Here is a 20,888-nt window from a genome sequence, read left to right as displayed (position 1 = left end):
CACGCGATTTCGTCAGGCCGCGGCTTCTGCCGTAGACATCAGCGCACTACGTATCGCGCTTGCGAGTTCACCGGCCTGAAACTTCGCGACATAGCCGTTCGCGCCGGCGTTCTTCACATGCGCCTCGTTGGCCGCGCCGGTCAACGACGAATGGATGATCACCGGAATGTCGCGGGTGCGCTCGTCGGCCTTGATCTGGCGAGTCAGCATGAAGCCGTCCATCTCGGGCATTTCGAGGTCGGTGAGAACGAGCGCTATGCTGTCCTTGACGCGCGCGCCGTTGCTCTGTGCTTCGTCGGCGACTTGTTGCAAGGTCTGCCACGCCTCTTCGCCCGTCTTGGTCATCACGTATTCGGCGCCAATCGCGGTCAATGCCTGCTCGATCAGCTTGCGGGCGAAGCCGGAGTCGTCCGCGGCAAGAATCTTCGCGCCCGGGCGAATGCCGAGTGCATCGCCCACTGACGTCGGGTCCACGCTCGGGTGCTGCGAGGGGAACACGTCACGCAACACCTGCTCGACGTCGATCACCTGCGCGAGCCGCGAATCGCCCGTATTGCCGTCGATCCGCGCAATGCTCGTCACCAGGTTGCCGCCCGCCGCGCCTTCTGCGGAGAGCACCTGATTCCACTCGAGTCGCACGATGTCGTCCACTTCCTCGACCGCGAACGCCTGAGTGGAGCGCGCAAATTCGGTGACGAGCAGGATATTCAGACCGCGCGTGGGCTCGCAGCCCATGAGCCGCGGCAAGTCGATTACGGGAATGATCTGCCCGCGAATGTCGACGGCCCCCATCACGAACGGCGACGAGCCGGCGATCGGCGTGACCGGCGGCATTGTCGAAATTTCGCGGACCTTGAACACGTTGATGCCGTAAAGCTCATGCGCGTCACTGCCGGGGACGGAGCCCAGCCGATACAGCAGAAGTTCGAATTTATTGGAACTCGTCAGGTTGCTGCGTTCGTCGTGCGCGCGGTTATCTGCTGCCATCGAATCTCTCCAGGATTGCGGTGCGTGGCGCGCTCGCGTGGATTGATGCCGTCGCGCCTCTTACTTTTTGTTATCGGCGCGCTTGTCGAAAAATTCAGCGGTTTGCCGGATTTCTGCTGGCAATCCCTAGGTGAGTCACCGATCTCATTCACGAGACCGCGTCATTCGTGTGAAGGTTACCTGCCGTTACACAAGCCACAGCGTCGTATCACACCTCGCCGGGGCGCGCTTCTAGAATCTCCCGCGATGGACGGCGGTGCCGCGCGGCGCCCCGTGCCTTGTTGCCGTTTCGCTTTCAATCCAAGGAGAACGTATGATCCGCTTGCCTCTCGCCACTATCGTCAGCGCCACTATGGCGAGCCTGCTGGCCGTCGCCACGGCGGCCAGCGCCCAGACGGCGCCGGCAGCCGCCGCGCCGGACGCGGGCCGTCTGCATGCTGCCGACCAGACGTTCATTGCCGACGGCACTAAGGCCGTCGCCACCCAGCGCGATGCCGCGCGCATCGCCAACTCGCGTTCCACGGACCGCGACGTCAAGGCATTCGCCGAGCGCGTCTCGACCGATAACGCTAAGATCTCGGACGCGCTCCGCGCGGCGAGCCCGCGCGGCGTCGACGTGCCGAAGAACGACCCTGACACTGCCGTGCTCGCGAGCATCAACAATCTGCGTGGCGCCGAGTTCGACAAGGCTTATATCGAGCAGGTCGCGCTCGCCGGCGAGCAGAAGGCATTGTCGGCGTTCCAGGCAGAGATCGCTTCGGGCCGCGATCCGCAGTTGAAGGATGCGGCGAAAAAGGCGCTGCCGACCATTCAGGAGCATTACGCGATGGCGCAGGAACTGGCCAAACGCAAGCATCTGACGGCGGCGCAATAAAGCACTGCACGCGTGCCGCCTCGCTGGAGGAAAGCGGCGCGGCGCGCGTTTTTCCGGATTCATCGCATGAAGAAGCCTGCCAATCTGGCGCAACAGTTGGACCATATGCTTAGGCAAGCGGTCGCGCTTCAACAGAACGGCGCGTTGGCCGAGGCGCAGGAACTTTATCGCGAGATTCTCGAACTCAAGCCTCGACATTTCGACGCGCTGCAACTGCTGGGCGCATTGGCGTTGCAGAGCGGCCGCATCGAAGAGGGCGTCGATCTGCTCGCGAGGGCGTTCGCGGTCAACCCGAAACAGGCCGCGGTTCATTCCAACCTGGCGTATGCGTTGAACGCGCTGCATCGTTTCGATCAGGCGTTGGCCAGTGCGAACCGCGCGCTCGCCTTACAGCCGCAGTTTCCCGACGCGCTCAATAATCGCGGCAACGCGCAGGCGGGCCTCGATCGTCCGCTCGACGCGCTCGCGAGCTTCGACCGGGCGATCGCGCTCGCCCCCGATTTCGCGCAGGCCTGGAACAACCGCGCGTGCGTGCTGCGCGATCTGGGCCGTCCCGCCGACGCATTGGCCAGCTGCGACCGCGCGCTCGCGCTGCAACCGGGTTACGCCGAAGCATGGAGCAATCGCGGCAATGCGCTCTCCGATATGAACGAGCCGCATGAAGCCGAGCGCAGTTATCAGCGCGCGCTCGAACTGGCGCCGGGCTTCGTCGATGCATGGAATAACCTCGGTCTTACGCAGATCGATCAGGGGCAACATGAGCAGGCGCTTGCCAGCTATCAGCGCGCGCTTGCGCTCAATCCCGAAGCCGCCGAGACCCACTGGAACGAAGCGCTGTGTCTGCTGCAATTGGGGCAGCTCGAAGCGGGGTGGCGGAAGTATGAATGGCGCTGGGAGCGCAGCCGCATCAAGGCGAGCCGGCGCGTCATCGAGCAACCGCTTTGGCTCGGCGACTTTTCGCTCGACGGCAAGACCATTCTGTTGCACGCCGAGCAGGGGCTTGGCGACACGCTGCAGTTCTGCCGCTATGCGGCAATGGTGTCGAAGCTCGGCGCGAAGGTCATACTCGAAGTGCAGCCTGAGTTGCGGCGGCTGATGTCCACGCTCGACGGCGCAGATCAGATCGTCGAAGCGGGCGAACCGCTGCCGCCGTTCGATTGCCACTGTCCGCTGTTGAGCTTGCCGCTCGCGCTCGGCACGTCGCCCGGCAGCATTCCATCGTCCACGCCTTATCTTTCTGCAGAGCCCGATGCGGCGCGCGCATGGCGCGAGCGTATCGAGGCCGACGCACGAGGCCGCCTCAAGGTCGGCCTGGTGTGGGCCGGCGGGAACCGCCCGCACGTGGCGGAGCTTCGCAAGAACGACGCGCGCCGTTCGCTCACGTTCGCGCGCTTCGCGCCGCTTCTCGATGTGCCCAACGTGCAGTTCTTCAGCCTGCAAAAAGGACCGGCAGCGCAACAATTGACTGCCGGCGAATGCGCCGCGCATGTCGTGGACCACACCGGCGAACTGCACGATTTCGCCGACACCGCGGCCCTCGTCGCGAACCTGGATCTGGTGATTTCCGTCGACACATCCACCGCGCACCTCGCCGGCGCACTGAACAGGCCGGTGTGGATTCTCAACCGCTTCGACACCTGCTGGCGCTGGATGCTGGAGCGCAGCGACACCCCTTGGTATCCGCGCGCAAGGCTCTTCAGACAACCGTCGCTGGGCGATTGGGACAGCGTGATGGAAACCGTGCGCGCAGCGCTCGCCGACCACGCGCTCGCGTGGACCGGCGTAGACTGAACGTCCGTTTAAATGACGGCTATGCCACGGAGATTCATCAATGGAATACAGACATCTGGGTGCGTCCGGTTTCAAGGTGCCGGTGCTGAGTTTTGGCACGGGCACGTTCGGCGGCAAGGGTGATTTTTTTCAGGCGTGGGGCTCGACCGACGTCGATGAAGCACGGCGTCTGATCGACATTTGCCTCGATGCGGGCGTGACGATGTTCGACACCGCCGACATCTATTCGCGCGGCGCTTCGGAGTCGGTGCTCGGCGAAGCGCTGAAGGGCAAGCGCGATAAGGCGATCATCTCGACGAAGGCGACCTTCCGTTTCGACGATGGTCCGAACAACGTCGGCTCATCGCGCTTTCATCTGATTCAGGCAGTGGACGCAGCGCTCAAGCGCTTGCAAACCGATTACATCGATCTTTTCCAACTGCACGGTTTCGACGGCAGAACGCCGGTCACGGAAGTGCTGTCCACATTGGACGACCTGGTGCGCGCAGGCAAGATCCGCTACACGGGTGTGTCGAACTTCTCCGGCTGGCATCTGATGAAGTCGCTGGACACGGCGGACCGCTACGGCTACCCGCGTTATGTCGCGAACCAGACTTACTACTCGCTCGTGGGGCGCGATTACGAGTGGGAACTGATGCCGCTCGGCGTCGATCAAGGCGTGGGCGCCGTGGTGTGGAGCCCGCTCGGCTGGGGACGTCTGACCGGCAAGATCAAGCGCGGCCAGCCGTTGCCGGACACGAGCCGTTTGCACAAGACCGCCGACATGGGACCGCCGGTGCCGGACGAGTATTTGTACCGCGTGCTCGACGCGATTGACGAGATCGCCGAGGAAACCGGCAAGACCGTGCCGCAGATCGCGCTGAACTGGCTGTTGCAGCGTCCGACGGTGTCGACGGTGCTGATCGGCGCCCGCAATGAAGAGCAGTTGCGGCAGAACCTGGGCGCGGTCGGCTGGAACCTGACGCCGGAGCAGGTCGCAAGGCTCGATGCGGCCAGTGCCGTGCGGCCGGCTTATCCGTACTGGCATCAGGAAGGATTCGCCGAGCGCAATCCCAAAGCGGTTTAGGCGGGCGGTTCGCAGCGAGTTCTGACGCGTGAGCCCGGCGGCTCGTCACGAGTGCCCGGACTCACGCGCGCTGCAAATCCGCTCAGACCACTGCGTTGAGCCGCTTCAGGTTGCTGGAGCGGAGCCCGACACGCCTCAAGCCAATCCGCCGTTTGCCCGCAGCACTTGCCCGTTGACCCACCCGGCTGCCGGGCTCGCTAGAAACGCCACCACCGACGCAATATCTTCCGGTTGCCCGAGGCGCTCCAGCGGCGGCATTTTTGCAAAGTGTTGAATCTGCTCGTCGGTCTTGCCGTCGAAGAACAGCGCCGTCGCGACCGGGCCCGGCGCCACCGCGTTCACCGTGATGTTGCGCCCGCGCAGTTCCTTCGCGAACACGTGCGTGAACGTTTCCACCGCGGCTTTGGTCGCGCTGTAGATCGCGTAGCCAGGCATGTTCAGCGCGACGGTCGTGCTCGAAAAGTTGATGATGCGTCCACCGTCGTTCATGCGGCCCGCCGCTTCGCGCAACGTATTGAAGGTGCCTCGCACGTTGATGTCGAATGTGCGGTCGTACAACTCGTCGCTCGTGTCGGCGAGCGGCGTCGGCTTGATCACGCCGGCGTTGTTGATCAGCACGTCCACTTTGCCCAGTTGCTGCTCGGCGGTTTCGAACATACGTCGCACGTCGGCAGCCTTCGACACATCGGCCTTCACCGCCACCGCCCGCCCACCCGCGCCGTTGAGTTCGGCGACGAGCGCGTCGGCCTCGCCGGAACTGGACGCATAGTTGACGACGACCGCAAAACCGTCGGTCGAAAGGCGTCGCGCAATGGCGGCGCCGATGCCGCGCGATGCGCCGGTAACGATAGCGACTTGTGCGTTTCTGATTGTGTCCATGGTGCGTTTCCTTTTCGGTATTGAGTTGGTGGGTGAATGATGGACGCTTTGCGCTTCGAGATAATCGGGTTAGACTCGCCATCATCATTCGATCTTCTTTAACAATAGCGCTCATATGGACCGTTTCGAAGAAATGCGTGTGTTCGTGCGGGTCGCCGAGCGGCAAAGCTTCACCCGTGCGTCCGACGACTTGCAGATACCGCGCGCCACGGTCACGAACCTCATCAAACGTATGGAGGAGCGGCTCGGCGCGCGGCTGCTGGAGCGCACCACGCGAACGGTTCGCCTGACGCCCGACGGGCAGGCGTATTACGGACGCTGCGTGCGGTTGATCGCCGATATGGAAGAGGCGGAGGGCTCGTTCTCGAACCTGGCGCCGAAAGGCCTGTTACGCGTGAATCTGCAAGGCACGCTTGCGCGGCACTTCGTCGTGCCGACGCTGCCGGCGTTCCTTGCACGCTACCCTGATATCGAACTGACAATCGGCGAAGACGACCGCCTGGTCGACCTGGTGCGCGAGGGTATCGACTGCGTGCTGCGGGCCGGCACGCTGCAGGATTCGTCGATGGTCGCGCGGCGTGTCGCGCATCTGCAGCAAGTGACGGTGGCGAGCCCGGCCTATCTGGAGAAGTATGGCGAGCCCGCCGATCCGTCGGTGCTCGAATCGCACCGCGCGGTCAACTATGTGTCTAGCGCAACGGGCAAGCCGGTGCCGCTCGAATTCGACATCGAAGGCCGCATTACGCCGATGCTGTTGCCCGGCACGGTGTCCGTGACGGGCGTCGAGCTCTATACGGGTTCGGCGGTGGCCGGGCTCGGCATTGTTCAGGTGCCGCGCTATCGCGTGTCGGATGAACTGGCGAGCGGGCGTCTTAAGATCATTCTCGCGAATTTTCCGCCGCCGCCGATGCCGGTGTCCGTGCTGTATCCGCAGAATCGGCAACTGTCGTCGCGGGTCCGCGTGTTTGCGACGTGGCTGCGCGATATCTTCGAGGCGGCGGGCACGGCGTAAGCGCCGCCGTGTAAGGTCTCGTGGGATGATGTGCGCCGCACATCGGGTGCGGAACCTGCAATCAATGGAGCAGCAAGATGATCGATGGACTGGTGAGCGGGCGCCTGTATGGCGAGGCGCAGCTTCGCACGGGGCAAAACGGTACGCGCTTCGTGACCTGCAAGGTGCGCGCGGTCACCAATGACGGCGACACGATTTTCGTCAACGTGATTGCGTTCGATAGCGGCGTGCAAACCGCGCTGCTTGCGTTGAGCGACGCGGACAGCGTCGCACTGAGCGGGGCACTCACGCCCAAGGTGTGGACCGACAAGAACGGCCTGGTCAAACCGGCCGTCGACATGGTCGCTCACAAGCTCCTGACAGCTTACGAAGGGCGCAAGGACGGCGACGCCTGACACCGCGCACGGCATGGCGCCCGCCAGCCGTGTGGCGGCGCGTTATGACACGACGTGTGCCAACCGCGGCCGGTGCGCGTCGTGGAAAACTGTATAAATATACAGTATAGTGTTCAACTGCAAGCGGGGCGCGGCTTCAGCGCCTTAGCGCTCGTTTGCACTGAACTTGCGCGGTCGCGAGGCGTCCGTGAGAGGTGGCCCACTCATTCAGACGGTCGAAAAATTGTCATCCAACGGCATCATCAAGATTCGCGGCGCGCGCCAGCACAACCTCAAAAACGTCGATCTCGACGTGAAAACCGGCGAAATGACGGTCGTTACCGGTCCGTCCGGGTCCGGCAAGTCGAGCCTCGTGTTCGACACGCTTTACGCGGAAGGGCAGCGGCGCTACGTCGAAACGTTTAGCGCGTACGCGCGGCAGTTCCTTGATCGCATGGACCGGCCGCAAGTCGACCGGGTCGACGGCGTGCCGCCCGCCATTGCGATCGACCAGACCAATCCGGTGCGTAGTTCGCGCTCCACCGTCGGCACCATGACGGAGCTCAACGACCACCTGAAGCTGCTGTACGCGCGCGCGGCCGAACTGTTCGACCGCAAGACGGCGCATCAGGTGCGTCACGACACGCCTGAAACGATTTACGCCGAACTGCTCGAACGCACGGAAAAGGACGATCCGCGGTTAGTCGTCACATTCCCGGTCGAGTTGCCGGAGTCGGCGTCCGAGCAGGAAGTGGAGCAATGGCTGTCGGCAAGCGGCTACACGCGCGTGCAGGCTCAGCGCGAGGTCGAGTCGCCTACCGGCAGGCGCAAATTGCTGGACGTCGTCGCGGACCGTTTCCGCCTGCGCCAGGCGGACAAGCAGCGCGTTGTCGAGGCGATCGAGGCGTCGCTCAAGCGCGGCGGCGGGCGCGTGAATATCTACGTGCTGCCGCCGGCTTCCGAGGTCCAGCAGGCACCTGAGGCACAGCAAGCCGAGCCGAAAATCTGGCGTTTCTCCACGGGGTTGCACAGCCCGGAGAGCGATCTGCGCTACGCCGATCCGCAACCGGCGCTGTTCTCGTTCAACTCGGCCTACGGCGCGTGCGAGGTCTGCCGCGGGTTCGGCCGCGTGATCGGCGTCGACCTGGGTCTCGTGATTCCCGACGCGCGCAAGACGCTGCGCGACGGCGCGATCAAGCCCATGCAAACGCCGGCGTGGAAGGAGTGTCAGGACGATCTGATGCGCTACGCGGCGAAGGCGGACATTCGCCGCGGCACGCCGTGGGGCGAACTCACGGACGCCGAGCGCGACTGGGTGATCAACGGCTCGCCTGACTGGAACGGCAAGTGGCAAAGCCATTGGTACGGCGTCAAACGCTTCTTCGAATATCTCGAATCGAAAGCGTACAAGATGCATATCCGCGTGCTGCTGTCGAAGTACCGCAGCTACACGCCCTGCGAAACCTGCGGCGGCGCGCGCCTGAAAACGGAATCGCTGCTGTGGCGCCTCGGCAGCAAGAAGAACGCCGACGACGTGCTGACGCCCGCGCAGCGCTTCATGCCGCGCGGCGTCGAATGGAACCGCGCTCAGCTCGAAGCGTTGCCCGGCCTCACTGTGCACGACCTGATGCTGATGCCGATCGAGCGCATCCGCCGCTTCTTCGACGAAATCAGTTTGCCGAGCGCTTTGCTCGACGACGCGCTCAAGCTGCTGCTCGCCGAAGTGCGCACGCGCCTCAAATACCTATGCGACGTCGGGCTCGGCTACCTGACGCTCGACCGCCAGAGCCGCACGCTGTCGGGCGGCGAAGTGCAGCGGATCAATCTCACAACGGCGCTCGGCACGTCCCTCACTAAAACGCTGTTCGTGCTCGACGAGCCGAGCATCGGCCTGCATCCGCGAGATCTGAACCGTATCGTCGAAGCCATGCATCGTCTGCGGGACGCGGGCAATACGCTGGTGGTGGTCGAGCATGATCCGTCGGTCATGCTGGCAGCGGATCGCCTGATCGACATGGGGCCGGGGCCAGGCGAGCGGGGCGGCTCGATCATTTACGACGGTGTGCCCGAGGCCATCCGCTCGTCGGGCACGCTCACCGGCGAATATCTCGGCGGCCGCCGGCACGTGGCGGACGCGGCGCACTGGTCGCAGCGCCCGGTCGACGCGAGCACGCCTCGCATCGTGCTCGAAGGCGCGACCGAACATAATTTGCGCGACGTGACGGTGGAGATTCCGCTGCAACGGCTCGTCTGCGTAACCGGCGTGTCGGGCTCCGGCAAATCCACGCTGCTGCAAGACGTGTTGTATCCGGCCATGGCGCGGCACTTCGGTCTCGCCACCGAGTCGCCCGGCGCATTTCGCAGCCTGACCGGCGCGGACCAGGTCACCGACGTCGTGTTCGTCGACCAGTCGCCGATCGGCAAAACTGCGCGCTCCAATCCTGCGAGCTACGTCGGCGCGTTCGACGAGATCCGCAAGCTGTTCGCAAAGGCGCCGCTCGCGCAACAGCGCGGCTATGGCCCGGGCATGTTCAGCTTCAATTCCGGCGACGGGCGCTGCCCGACGTGCGGTGGTTCGGGCTTCGAACATATCGAAATGCAGTTCTTGAGCGACGTGTATTTGCGCTGTCCGGACTGCGACGGCCGCCGTTATCGCGCCGAACTGCTCGAAGTGAAGATCGAGCGCGGCGAACCCGCGCGTGCGTTGAGCATCGCAGACGTGCTCGAACTGACCGTCAGCGAAGCCGCCGCCTATTTCTCGAAGGACGCCGAAGTATTGCGCGTGCTGCAGCCTATCGTCGACGTGGGGCTCGAATACGTGAAGCTCGGCCAGCCGGTGCCCACGTTGTCGGGCGGCGAAGCGCAGCGGCTCAAACTCGCGGGCTTTCTCGCTGAATCCGCGCAGGCGCGCACCGCGCGCGGCGCGAAGCAGGCAGTCGCCAAACGCCTTTTCATGTTCGACGAGCCGACCACCGGCCTGCATTTCGACGATATCGCCAAGCTGATGCAGGCGTTCGGCAAGCTGCTGGCAAGCGGCCATTCGCTGATCGTGATCGAGCACAATCTCGACGTGATTCGCGCGGCAGACTGGATCATTGACCTCGGTCCCGAAGGCGGCGACGGCGGTGGCCGCGTGCTGTGCGCCGGCACGCCGGAAGACGTCGAGGGCTGCCCCGAATCGCATACCGGCGAAGCGCTGTTGCACTACGACCGCGCAATGAGCGCGGCTGCGGAGCCTGCCGAGGAGGTTTCGCAAGGCATTCCGTTGCAGAAGGCGCTGAGCGCGGCGCGCGCACGCCGCGCAATCGAAGGTGAGGACGTCGTGCGCATCGTCAACGCGCGCGAGCACAATCTGAAAGCGCTGGACGTCGACATCCCGCATGGCAAGTTCAATGTCATCACCGGTGTGTCGGGTTCAGGCAAGTCGACGCTCGCGTTCGACATTCTTTTCCACGAAGGGCAACGCCGCTATCTCGAATCGCTCAATGCGTACGCGCGTTCCATCGTGCAGCCCGCCGGCCGGCCTGAGGTCGACGCGGTATACGGCATCCCGCCGACGGTCGCGATCGAACAGCGTCTGTCGCGCGGCGGCCGCAAGAGTACAGTGGCGACCACGTCCGAGGTGTGGCATTTCCTGCGCCTGCTGTATGTGAAGCTCGGTTTGCAGCATTGCATTCATGACGGCACGCCGGTTACGTCGCAAAGCGTCGAGTCCATCGCCGCGCAATTGCTGCGTGACCATAAGGGACAGCACGTCGGCTTCCTCGCTCCGCTCGTGGTGAACCGCAAGGGCGTGTACACCGATCTCGCGAAGTGGGCAAAAGCACGCGGCAATACGCATCTGCGGGTGGACGGCGAATTCGTGCCGGTGGACCCGTGGCCGAAGCTCGACCGCTTCCGTGAGCACACTATCGAACTGCCGGTTGCCGACCTGATCGTGTCCGCGGACAACGAAGCGGAACTGCGGCACGCGCTCGATCAGACGCTGGAAGTCGGCAAGGGTGTGATGCATCTGCTCGCGCCGCTCGATGGTCTGCATGACGCAATAAACGGCGGGCAGCCCACCGCGAAGCTCGGCGCGGTCAAGGTGCTCTCCACCAAGCGGGCGTGTCCGGTTTGCGGCACGAGCTATCCCGAGCTCGATCCGCGCATGTTCTCGTATAACAGTAAGCACGGCTGGTGCACGACCTGTGTGGGCACGGGGCTCGCGCTCACGCGCGAGCAACGCGCCGCGTACGACGACACGATCGTCGTAGACGACAATCGTGGCCGCGAACAGAGTTTGCCGTCGGAAGAGCAGGAACCCGAAGGTCTCGTCGACGAACCGTGTCCGGATTGCGTGGGCACGCGTTTGAATCCCACCGCGCGCGCCGTCACGTTCGACGCTCAAGCCATTACCGACGTCGCGCAATGGACGGTGTCGGACACGCGCGCATGGATCGACGGGTTGCACATGACAGGCCGCGACGCTGAGATTGCGCGCGACGTGGTCAGCGAGATCGGCAGCCGTTTGCAGTTTCTCGAAGAGGTGGGGCTCGGTTATCTGAGCCTCGACCGGGCTGCGCCGAGCCTGTCGGGCGGCGAGGCGCAGCGCATTCGCCTCGCCGCGCAACTGGGCAGCAACCTGCAAGGCGTCTGCTATGTGCTGGACGAGCCGACCATCGGCCTGCATCCGCGTGACAATCAGATCCTGCTGAACGCATTGCGCAAGCTTGGCGACAAAGGCAATACGCTGGTGGTCGTCGAGCACGACGAAGACACGATCCGGCGGGCCGATCACATCATCGACATCGGGCCGGGCGCCGGTAAGCGTGGCGGCACGCTGATCGCGCAGGGCAGCGTGGCGGATCTGTCCGCGCAGCCTGAATCGCTGACGGGGCAGTTTCTCGCAACGCCCATCGTGCATCCGCTGCAGCCGCGTCGCAAAGTCGTCGCGCCAGGCAAGCGCGCGGCGGCGGTGCCCGAGAACTGGCTGACCGTGCACGGCGGCAAACTGCACAATCTGCGCAATGTCACCGTGGGCATTCCGCTGTCGCGGCTCGTCGCGGTGACGGGCGTCAGCGGCTCGGGCAAGTCTACGCTCGCGCGTGACGTGCTCATGGCGAATCTGCTCGACGCAGTTGGGCGCTCGGTGTTGTCGTCGCCGGCTACGCGTCGGGCGCGAGCGGCGGCAGAAGAAAAGCCCGCCGCGAACCGTCGTTCGAGCGTGCTCGCGCGCACCGCGCCACGTGCCCCGCTGAACGTCACGCATGCGTGGCAGGGCTGCGATTCGATTACGGGTTGGGAAAGCATCGACCGCGTGCTGGAAGTCGATCAGACGCCAATCGGCAAGACGCCGCGCTCGTGTCCCGCGACGTACATCGGCGTGTGGGACGCAATTCGCAAGCTGTTTGCCGGCACGCTCGAAGCCCGCGCGCGCGGCTACACGGCATCGCGCTTCTCGTTCAACACAGGCGAGGGCCGCTGCCCGGCTTGTGAAGGACAAGGCGTGCGCACCATCGGCATGAGCTTCCTGCCGGACGTAAAGGTGCCGTGCGATGTCTGCCATGGGCAGCGCTTCAACCCTGAAACGCTCGCGGTGACGTGGCGGGGCAAGAATATCGGCGACGTGCTCACCATGGAAATCGACGAGGCTGTCGAGTTCTTTGCACCCATCTCGAACATTGCCCATCCTTTGCAGTTGATGAAAGACGTGGGGCTCGGTTACCTCACGCTCGGTCAGCCATCGCCTACCTTGTCGGGCGGCGAGGCGCAGCGCATCAAACTCGTCACTGAGTTGAGCAAGGTGCGCGACGACATTACGCGGCGCGGGCAAAAACCACCGCATACGTTGTATGTGCTCGACGAGCCGACGGTAGGGCTGCATATGGCCGACGTCGCCAAGTTGATTCGCGTGCTGCATCGTCTCGCTGACGGCGGCCATAGCGTCGTGGTGATCGAGCATGACCTCGATGTGATCGCCGAGGCAGACTGGATCATCGACCTCGGTCCCGAAGGCGGTGTGGGTGGCGGGACAGTCGTCGCTGCTACGGACCCCGAAGGAATCGTGCAGGTTCGCGCGAGCCACACCGGCGCAGCGTTGAAGCCTGTGCTCGACCGTACTGCACATGGCGGCGCTCGCGCAGCGCAAGTCGAAGCGGGCGAAGGCACCAACGGGTAGCAGAAACTTCGAATCGCGCAGCAACGAAGAGAGGGCCCGCATTGCCGATCAGGCGATGCGGGCCCTTTCCATTCCACCAGGCATGTTTAGTTCGAGACAACGTTTTGTTTAGTGCAATGTCACATCGTCGTATGTCGCAAGCCGGGTTGGCACACGAGCAAATTCGAAAAACTTTAGAACGTCCTGTCTAAAGACCGGGTAGTGCCAGATTGAAACAATGTCATCAAAAAAAGTTTGACGACCGATTTTGATTTGTTATTGTCCCTGTCCATTGAGTGTTTCATAACGCTTGGTGCGTTGGCGGGACACGCGCACCGGGCTCGTCCTTACGCTTTTCCAGCCTGATTGAAAGTCACGCGTCCGTAATTCGGCCGCCGCTTCCGCTCGCGTTGGAAATTCCTAATCGCTTGTCATGACCGGCTCCAGGGTTGGTCCGGCTTCGCGACATAGCAGTCGGACGAGCAATGAGCGCCGTGCGAAACAATATTTGCTTATATCAAACAAATTTTGACTACGTGATTCTGACTTGCTATGTTTCTGCCACCGTATGACACGGACCGCTACTCGAGCTCAGCCTTGCGCGAGTAAGCGGTTTTGTAGCAACAGTGTTCCCCAGTCAGTGAATCTTTCAACTCACTGACAGATCAGCTGGGCAGAAGCAAGCTCGCACCGGAAGTGCCCTCGGCAGAACGCTGGCGGGTTGATGAAAAGTTAGGCATCCAAATTGTTCGTGGCGTAGTGAATGTGCCGAGCCGCGCCGAATGTGGCGCGCCGCGAAAGCGGACAGGCTCACTTCGACATGAACATTGCACGAATAGAAAAGCTTTCATTTCTGTTAGTAAATTAGTAGTCCAATTCAATCGATTGAATTGGATTCGTATCGCCTTTCGCAAAGTGATTGGATTAAACGCAATTTAATCGTTTTGGACTTATTTGCACTAATGCTGGGCATATTCGGTAGAGCGTGGTGCGCCGTCGTCGTAAAAGGGCAGGGAAGTTCATAAGGCTTTTCTTTGCACAACAGGTGTGGTCTTACTGACAAGTGAGAAGGGGAAAATGAAACAAAGGGCATTGGCGTTGGCCATTAAAAGGATGCTTTGGGCAGAACTCGCCTTGTCGGCGGCTATGGCCGCACCGGCGTTTGCACAAAGCCAGCCGGCGACGACCGGCAATACCGCGGCCACTACGACGTCGGAAGCCACTCCGACAGCGACGGACTCGGGCAACGTAACGAAGATGCAGCGCGTGGAAGTCACCGGCTCGCTGATCCGCACGTCGGATAAGGTCGGCAATACCGAGGTGCAAACCATCACGCCGAAGGAAATCGAGCAGAGCGGTTACACAACCGTGGCAGATTTCCTGCGCGGCACCTCTGCCAATTCGGGCAGCAGTTGGGGCCAAACGACCATGAACAGCTCGGCGCAGGGCGGCAGCGGCATCGCGTTGCGCGGCTTGAGCGAGAAGTACACGCTGGTTCTGGTCGACGGCCAGCGCGTCGCCAATTACGGCAAGGCGGTGAACTTCACCGACACGTTCTTCGACGTGAACTCCATCCCGCTCAATATGGTGGATCACATCGACATCGTGAAGACGGGTGCGGTGTCGGTGTACGGCTCGGACGCGATTGCCGGCGTGGTCAACATCATCACGAAGAAGAACTTCCAGGGCTTGCAGTTCGACGGCCAACTGGGCAAGGCTCAGCATCCGGGCGACGCGCAGGGCAACTTCGGCGTGCTCGGCGGCTTCGGCGATCTGAATTCGGACCGCTTCAACGTAACGGCTGCGGCGAGCTATTACCGTGACACCGGTTCCTCGCTCGCCGATCGTTCGATGACGGCCAACCAGGACTTCAGCCAGTTCCCCGGCGGCCTCGCTGGCCCGCTAGGGCCGAATCAGCAGTCGTACTGGACCGCGCCTGACGGCACCAAGACGGCGCTCAGCCCATGCCCGCCCGGCAGCGTGTCGGCGGACGGCGGCGCCGAGTGTAAATCGAATCCCGCGAGCACGACCTCGCTGGTTCCTTCTACAACGCGGTTGAACGCGAAGGTGCGCGGCACCTTCAAGATCAATGACGACGTGCAGGCGTACGCGGACTTATGGGTGAGCCGCAACGAAACCGTGCAGAACGAGGGCCCCGCGGCACTTTCAAGCATAACCAACGCCTACAATCCGGCCACCGGATCCGCGCTGCCGCTGTCGCGCACCGTTCCTGGGACCAATCCGTACAACCCGTTCGGCGCACCGGCGCAGATCAACTACACGTTCCCCAACACCGTTTCAGCGGACACGGTGTCCACCTTCTGGCGCGCGATGACCGGGGTGAAGGGCTCGTTCACCACGCAGAAGTTCGGCGACTGGGACTGGTCTGCGGACTATGGTCATTCGCAAAGCACCGTGGACACGACCTACAAAAACATGTTGAACGTGGCGGGTGTCGAGAACATTCTGCAGAACGGCGTGTACGACTTCTCGAATCCGTCCGCGACGCCCAACGGGCTGAACGGCGTGTTCCAGAATGACTACGAGCAGGCGATCTCGAAGCTCGACAGCGTGACGGCGAAAACCTCGACCGGCAATCTGTTCAATCTGCCGGGCGGCCCGGTCGGCGTCGGCTTCGGTACGGAATTCCGCCACGAAAGTTCGCTGATCAATTCGCGCACGTACACTGTGCAGGGCATCACCGCGCCGGCCAACGTGCAGACGGTCGACGGCGAGCGCAACGTGGCCGCTGTCTACTACCAGGTTGACATTCCGATCATCCGCAATCTGACGTTCACGCAGGCGGGCCGTTACGATCACTACAGCGACTTTGGCGGCGCGTTCTCGCCGAGCTTTGCGCTGCGCTTCCAGCCGGTGCAGGCGCTCACGACATTTGCGTCGTATAGCCGCGGTTTCCGCGCGCCGACGCTCGTCGAAAACTCGCAGGCAACCTACCTTGCGCACCAGAACCTGGTTGATCCGAACGATCCGAGCGGTTCGTCGACCAAGCGCTTTACGACTGAACAGGTCAATGGCAATCCGAACCTGCAGCCCGAGCATACGAAGAACTACAACATCGGCTTCCAGCTCTCGCCGGATTCGTCGACCGATATCGGCGCGGCGTTCTACAAGATTCACATCGACGGCGTGATCGGCACCAACGATCCGAATGCGGTGATGAACGCGAACGACCCGTCGACGGTGATTCGCAATGCGGATGGCACGGTTGCCTACATCAAGGAACAGTTCGTCAATCTGGGCTCGCTCGACACCGACGGCTTCGACATGAACTTCCGCAAGTCGGTCGGCACGAAGTACGGCACGTTCACGCTCGCCGGCGACTGGGCCTATGTGTGGCACTTCAAGCTGAACAGCCCCGGCGCACCGACGCAGGACTTCGCGGGTAACAACCTTGCGCTGCTGCAACCGTTCGGCGCGAGCAACCCGCGCTGGAAGGGCAACACGAGGCTGAGCTGGGACTATCGCAAGCTCACGACCACACTCACGTGGCAGTACACGGGCCCTTACACGAATGCGGTGGCGTCCGAATTCGGCGACGGCGGCACGTTATCGGTGGCGTCGTACAGCCAGTTCAACCTCGTGGCCACGTATCGCGGCTTCAAGCACTGGACCATCTACGGCGGCATCAACAACATCTTCGATCGCAAACCGCCGTTCGACGTCGAGTGGCAGGCCACGCCGGATATCACCGGCTACGACCAGTCGCTTTACACCAACATCGGCCGCTTCTTCCAGGTCGGCGCGACGTACCGCTTTTAAGTCCTCGATGTCTGTTTTTGAAAAGCAGTCTGTTTAGTCGGTCGGCTGCTTCGGCTCCCGTCTTCGGGACCGAAGCAGCCCAACTTTGTTAGAGACGCAACTGGAGTTCCCCGTGCTCAATACCCTTATCAACTATTCAGTTCAATCGATGGGCCTGATTCCCGTTCTGGCCTTCATCTTCCTGCTGGGCATCTCGATCATCGTCGAGCGCTTCATGTTCTTCTCGCGAGCGGTCAAGGCGGGCAAGACGCTCGAACATGATCTGAAGATGGTCGAGCCGGCCAATCTGTCCGACGCACAGAAAGTCGCCGAGCACTACAAAGCAACCGTGCAGGGCGAACTGGTCAAAAGTGCGCTGAAGGTGCAAGGCAAACCCGAAGCGGTGGTGGAGCGCGAACTGGAGGAAACCATCATGTTCCAGATGCCGCGACTCGACCGCAATCTATGGATTCTCGACACGGCGGTGACGCTCGGGCCGCTGCTCGGCCTGCTCGGCACGATCATCGGCATGGTCGAGTCGTTCAACGTGCTCGGCACGAGCGGCACCGCAAATCCGAATGGCGTGACGGGCGGGATCGGCCACGCGCTCACGGCTACGGCGTGTGGCCTCACGATCGCCATTATCTGCGTGATCTTCCTGAACTACTTCAACAAGCGTATCCGGATGACGGTCAACCAGTTCGATCTGATCAAGTCGCTGCTCGTGTCGCGGTTCGCCGCCTGACCATCCGCTTCCAAGGAGAAGGATCATGCGTAACCATCGCAGCCATTACCTGGGCGCGGAAGAGAAAGCGCGCATCGAGATCATTCCGATGATCGACATCATGATGTTCCTGCTCGTGTTCTTCATGCTTGCCACGCTGAAAATGATTCAGGGCGCGGGCATCAAGCTCGATCTGCCGCAATCGAGCACGGCGGAGCAGTTGCAGCAGACGGTCAAGGTGTCGATCGGCGTCACGAAGACCGACGAGATTTATCTCGACGCGAAGCCGGTCACACCCACGGAGTTGACCGCGCATCTGCAAGGGCTCGTGCATGATTCGAAGAAGGTCGACGTGGCGATCGCGGGCGACGAAGGCACGAGCTACAAGAACATCGTCAAGGTGATGGACCTGGTGCGCGCGGCGGGCATCAGCTCGGTTGCACTCGCCACCAATCCGACGACATGAGCTCTCCGGTACTCGACATGAAAGACCCGCAAAGCCGCCTGAGCGGCGCGCTCTGGGCGTCGTCCAATCCGGCGCATCATGGCCGCATGTCCATGAAGACTGCGCTCGCTGCCGCGCTCGTCGTCGAACTGCTGATCGTCGCGGGGCTCTCGCAGGTGAGCTTCAAGCAGGAGCCGCCCGCGCCGCGCAAGATCATGGAAGTGACGATGGCGCCGCCGCCACCGCCGCCGCCCGAGGTGAAAAAGCTCGAGCCGCCGCCCGCGCCGACGCCGGTAAAACCGCCGCCTAAACAGCAGCAACCCAAGCCGCAGCCGACGCCGAAGCCGCCCCCGGCGATGCCGTCGGCGACGCCCAAACCCGCGAACATCGCGCCCGCCGCGAATCCGAGCGCGAATGCGCCCGCGCTCGCCACGGCGAACGCGACGCCGGGTCCAGCCACGGCGCCTGCGGCTCCGCCTGCACCGGTGGCGCCGCCCGCGTTGCACGGCGTGGTCGACGGACGCGGTCACTGCCAGGCCGTGCAGCCGCAGATTCCGCGCCGCGCGTTGCAAGAGGGACTGTCGGCGACGGTGATCGCCCATCTGTCGATCAGTCCCGACGGCAGCGTCAGCGACGTAAAAATCGTGCGCGTGACACCGCCGACCTCGGTCTTCAACGACGCGGTCATCACTGCGGCCAGGTCGTACCGTTGCGAGAAGAACGCCGAGCCGTACGTAGGCGAGGTTGCGTTCTCGTTCAAGACTGCACCGAGCGACGACGACCAGTAAGGCAGTAGCCGCAGTGGAGAAGGGAGCGCGGGCGATGGCGGGAGCCATCCTCGCGCGATTCGACGTACCGCGCGCCGGCTCGCGGCCGGCGCGCGACCTTTTAGCGTTTGGAAGAAATGAGACCTGAGAAGTTTCGCTGGCCGCGCGCGTTGCGCATGCTCGCATATCTGCCGCGGCCGGGCTCTTGCGTGGGCTCGTCGTGGGCGCGCGCGGTCGTCGTCGGCCTTGGTCTCGGTCTCTGCCTCGGTCTCACATTGGGCATGACATCCGCGCTCGCGAGGCCATCGATATCGCAATACGACGAGCCCCGATATCCGGCGAACTTCACGCACTTCGACTACGCCGATCCCACCGCGCCCGCGGACGGCACGCTCAGCTTTCAGAACTACAACGAGTTGCAGACCTACGATTCGATGAATCCGTTCCTCGTGCGTGGCGCACCCGCACCGGACGTGCTGCACCTGATGTTCGACACGCTCATGCAGCGAAGCTGGGACGAGCTGGCGTCGGAGTATCCGTTGATTGCGGACGACGTGGAAGTCGCGCCCGATCTGTCGTCGGCCACGTTTCACATCAATCCGGCCGCGCGGTTCTCGAACGGCGATCCGATTACCGCAGCCGACGTCAAATATTCGTTCGACACGTTGACGAGCCCACAGGCGTCGCCGATGTTTAATGCGCAATTCGCGGTGATCAGGCGTGCGGTCGTGGTCGACCGGGCCACCGTGCGCTTTGAATTCAGGCATGCCGAGCGCGGCGCGCCGCTGATTGCGGGCGACCTGCCGGTGTTCTCGCCGAAATGGGGGATGCGCGCCGACGGCACGCGAGCGCCGTTCGACCAGGTCGCGAACGAGGTGCCGGTTTCGAGCGGCCCGTATCTCGTCGAATCGCGCAAGAACGACAAGGAGATCACATACAGGCGCAATCCGACGTATTGGGCGGCGGACCTGCCGTCGAGGCGCGGCATGTACCGCTTTGCCCACATCACGTTCAAGCTGTATCGCGACCACTACACGCAACTCGAAGCCTTCAAGGCCGGCGACGCCGATGCGATCGTCGAATACAGCGCGACGCAATGGGCGCGCAAGTACGTCGGCAAGAACTTCGACAATGGTGTGTTGAAGAAAGGCAATTTCGCGGATGGCCCCGCGCAGATGCAAGGCATGCTGATCAATCTGCGCAAGCCGATGTTCCGGGACGTGCGGGTGCGCCATGCGTTGACCATGGCGTTCGATTACGACTGGATGAACCGGATGATGTTCTACGGCCAGTACCGGCGCACCGGCAGCTATTTCGCTGCGAGTCCGTTTGGTGCCAGCGGCATGCCGGGCGCGAAGGAACTCGCGCTGCTCGAACCGTACCGCGCAAGTCTGCCGCCGGCAGTGTTCGGCCCGATGGTGAAGCCGCCGGACACGCTGCCGCCGAACTCGCTGCGCGGCAATCTGCGCGTGGCGCGCGATCTGCTCGCGCAAGCCGGCTGGCACTATCGCGACGGCGCGTTGCGCGACGTCAACGGCACGCCGATGAAGATCGAGATCATCGACGATCAGCCCGGCATGGACCGGCTGATCCTTCCGTATATGCAGGCGCTGGCGAACCTCGGAATAGAGGCGCATCTGCGGCAGATCGACAGTGCGTTGTATCAGAAGCGGATCGACAACTTCGAATTCGACATGACCACGTATATCTACCCACCGGTCACCATTCCGGGTGTGGAACTCGCACGCCGCTTCGGCAGCGCGGCGGCCTCGCAGGTGGGCTCGGAGAATTACCCGGGGATTCGCTCGCCCGCAGTCGACTCGCTGATCCATGCCGCGCTCGCCGCGACCACGCTCGACGATCTGCAGGCGGCAACCCGCGCACTCGACCGCGTGCTGATCAACTCCTATTACCTCGTGCCCGAGTATTACGCGCCGGGCGCGCGCATCGGCTACAAGACTACGCTCGGTTTTCCGGAGATCGTGCCGGCGTCGTACCAGTACGAAGACTGGGTTATCGACTACTGGTTCGCCAGACGGCCGGCCGCGTCACATTGAGTTCATCGGAAAAC

At 62.9% G+C, this 20,888-nt stretch carries 13 protein-coding genes; 11 read left to right on the top strand and 2 right to left on the bottom strand.

Features of this window, described 5'->3' with window-relative positions; genetic code table 11:
• Positions 1–12 precede the first annotated feature (12 nt).
• On the bottom strand, positions 13–987 hold the full coding sequence (locus OH764_RS10460; RefSeq protein ID WP_498846738.1) for a chemotaxis protein CheV: 975 nt from the start codon (positions 985–987) through the stop codon (positions 13–15).
• A gap of 313 nt (positions 988–1,300) precedes the next feature.
• Here OH764_RS10460 and OH764_RS10455 point away from each other — a divergent pair, with 313 nt between their 5' ends.
• The 3 genes from OH764_RS10455 to OH764_RS10445 all read left to right on the top strand — a co-directional run bounded on the left by OH764_RS10455 (position 1,301) and on the right by OH764_RS10445 (position 4,718).
• Positions 1,301–1,861, top strand: a complete 561-nt coding sequence (locus OH764_RS10455) for a DUF4142 domain-containing protein (protein WP_498846737.1) — start codon at positions 1,301–1,303, stop codon at positions 1,859–1,861.
• Positions 1,862–1,927: 66 nt separating this feature from the next.
• Positions 1,928–3,652 (top strand): tetratricopeptide repeat protein, encoded by a 1,725-nt coding sequence (locus OH764_RS10450; RefSeq protein WP_498846736.1) that lies wholly within the window; start codon positions 1,928–1,930, stop codon positions 3,650–3,652.
• A 40-nt stretch (positions 3,653–3,692) separates the two neighbouring features.
• The gene (locus OH764_RS10445; RefSeq protein WP_498846735.1) at positions 3,693–4,718 is read left to right on the top strand and encodes an aldo/keto reductase; all 1,026 of its coding nucleotides are present in this window, start codon (positions 3,693–3,695) and stop codon (positions 4,716–4,718) included.
• Between the two features lie 135 nt (positions 4,719–4,853).
• On the opposite strand, the gene OH764_RS10440 is transcribed toward OH764_RS10445, so the two are convergent.
• Complete coding sequence (locus tag OH764_RS10440) at positions 4,854–5,597, bottom strand: SDR family oxidoreductase (protein ID WP_498846734.1); 744 nt, start codon at positions 5,595–5,597, stop codon at positions 4,854–4,856.
• Between the two features lie 115 nt (positions 5,598–5,712).
• Here OH764_RS10440 and OH764_RS10435 point away from each other — a divergent pair, with 115 nt between their 5' ends.
• The 8 genes from OH764_RS10435 (at position 5,713) to OH764_RS10400 (ending at position 20,874) form a co-directional block, all read left to right on the top strand.
• Positions 5,713–6,609 (top strand): LysR family transcriptional regulator, encoded by an 897-nt coding sequence (locus OH764_RS10435; protein ID WP_498846733.1) that lies wholly within the window; start codon positions 5,713–5,715, stop codon positions 6,607–6,609.
• Positions 6,610–6,686: 77 nt separating this feature from the next.
• Positions 6,687–7,004: a single-stranded DNA-binding protein gene (locus OH764_RS10430; protein ID WP_498846732.1), complete on the top strand. Its 318-nt coding sequence runs from the start codon at positions 6,687–6,689 to the stop codon at positions 7,002–7,004.
• Between the two features lie 223 nt (positions 7,005–7,227).
• On the top strand, positions 7,228–13,143 hold the full coding sequence (gene uvrA / locus OH764_RS10425; RefSeq protein ID WP_498848802.1) for an excinuclease ABC subunit UvrA: 5,916 nt from the start codon (positions 7,228–7,230) through the stop codon (positions 13,141–13,143).
• Positions 13,144–14,199: 1,056 nt separating this feature from the next.
• Positions 14,200–16,902: a TonB-dependent receptor plug domain-containing protein gene (locus OH764_RS10420; RefSeq protein WP_498846731.1), complete on the top strand. Its 2,703-nt coding sequence runs from the start codon at positions 14,200–14,202 to the stop codon at positions 16,900–16,902.
• A 112-nt stretch (positions 16,903–17,014) separates the two neighbouring features.
• Positions 17,015–17,626, top strand: coding sequence for a MotA/TolQ/ExbB proton channel family protein (locus OH764_RS10415; protein ID WP_020069917.1), 612 nt, complete (start codon positions 17,015–17,017; stop codon positions 17,624–17,626).
• Between the two features lie 25 nt (positions 17,627–17,651).
• Positions 17,652–18,071: an ExbD/TolR family protein gene (locus OH764_RS10410; RefSeq protein ID WP_006051605.1), complete on the top strand. Its 420-nt coding sequence runs from the start codon at positions 17,652–17,654 to the stop codon at positions 18,069–18,071.
• A complete protein-coding gene (locus OH764_RS10405; protein WP_498846730.1) occupies positions 18,068–18,838 on the top strand; it encodes an energy transducer TonB in 771 nt (256 codons plus the stop codon). Before OH764_RS10410 ends, OH764_RS10405 begins: the two co-directional genes overlap by 4 nt.
• Positions 18,839–18,954: 116 nt before the next feature.
• The gene (locus OH764_RS10400) at positions 18,955–20,874 is read left to right on the top strand and encodes an extracellular solute-binding protein (RefSeq protein WP_498846729.1); all 1,920 of its coding nucleotides are present in this window, start codon (positions 18,955–18,957) and stop codon (positions 20,872–20,874) included.
• Positions 20,875–20,888 lie beyond the last annotated feature (14 nt).

Source organism: Burkholderia sp. M6-3 (assembly GCF_050858985.1).
GTDB lineage: Bacteria > Pseudomonadota > Gammaproteobacteria > Burkholderiales > Burkholderiaceae > Paraburkholderia > Paraburkholderia caledonica.
This window is presented reverse-complemented; position numbering and strand designations above follow the sequence as displayed.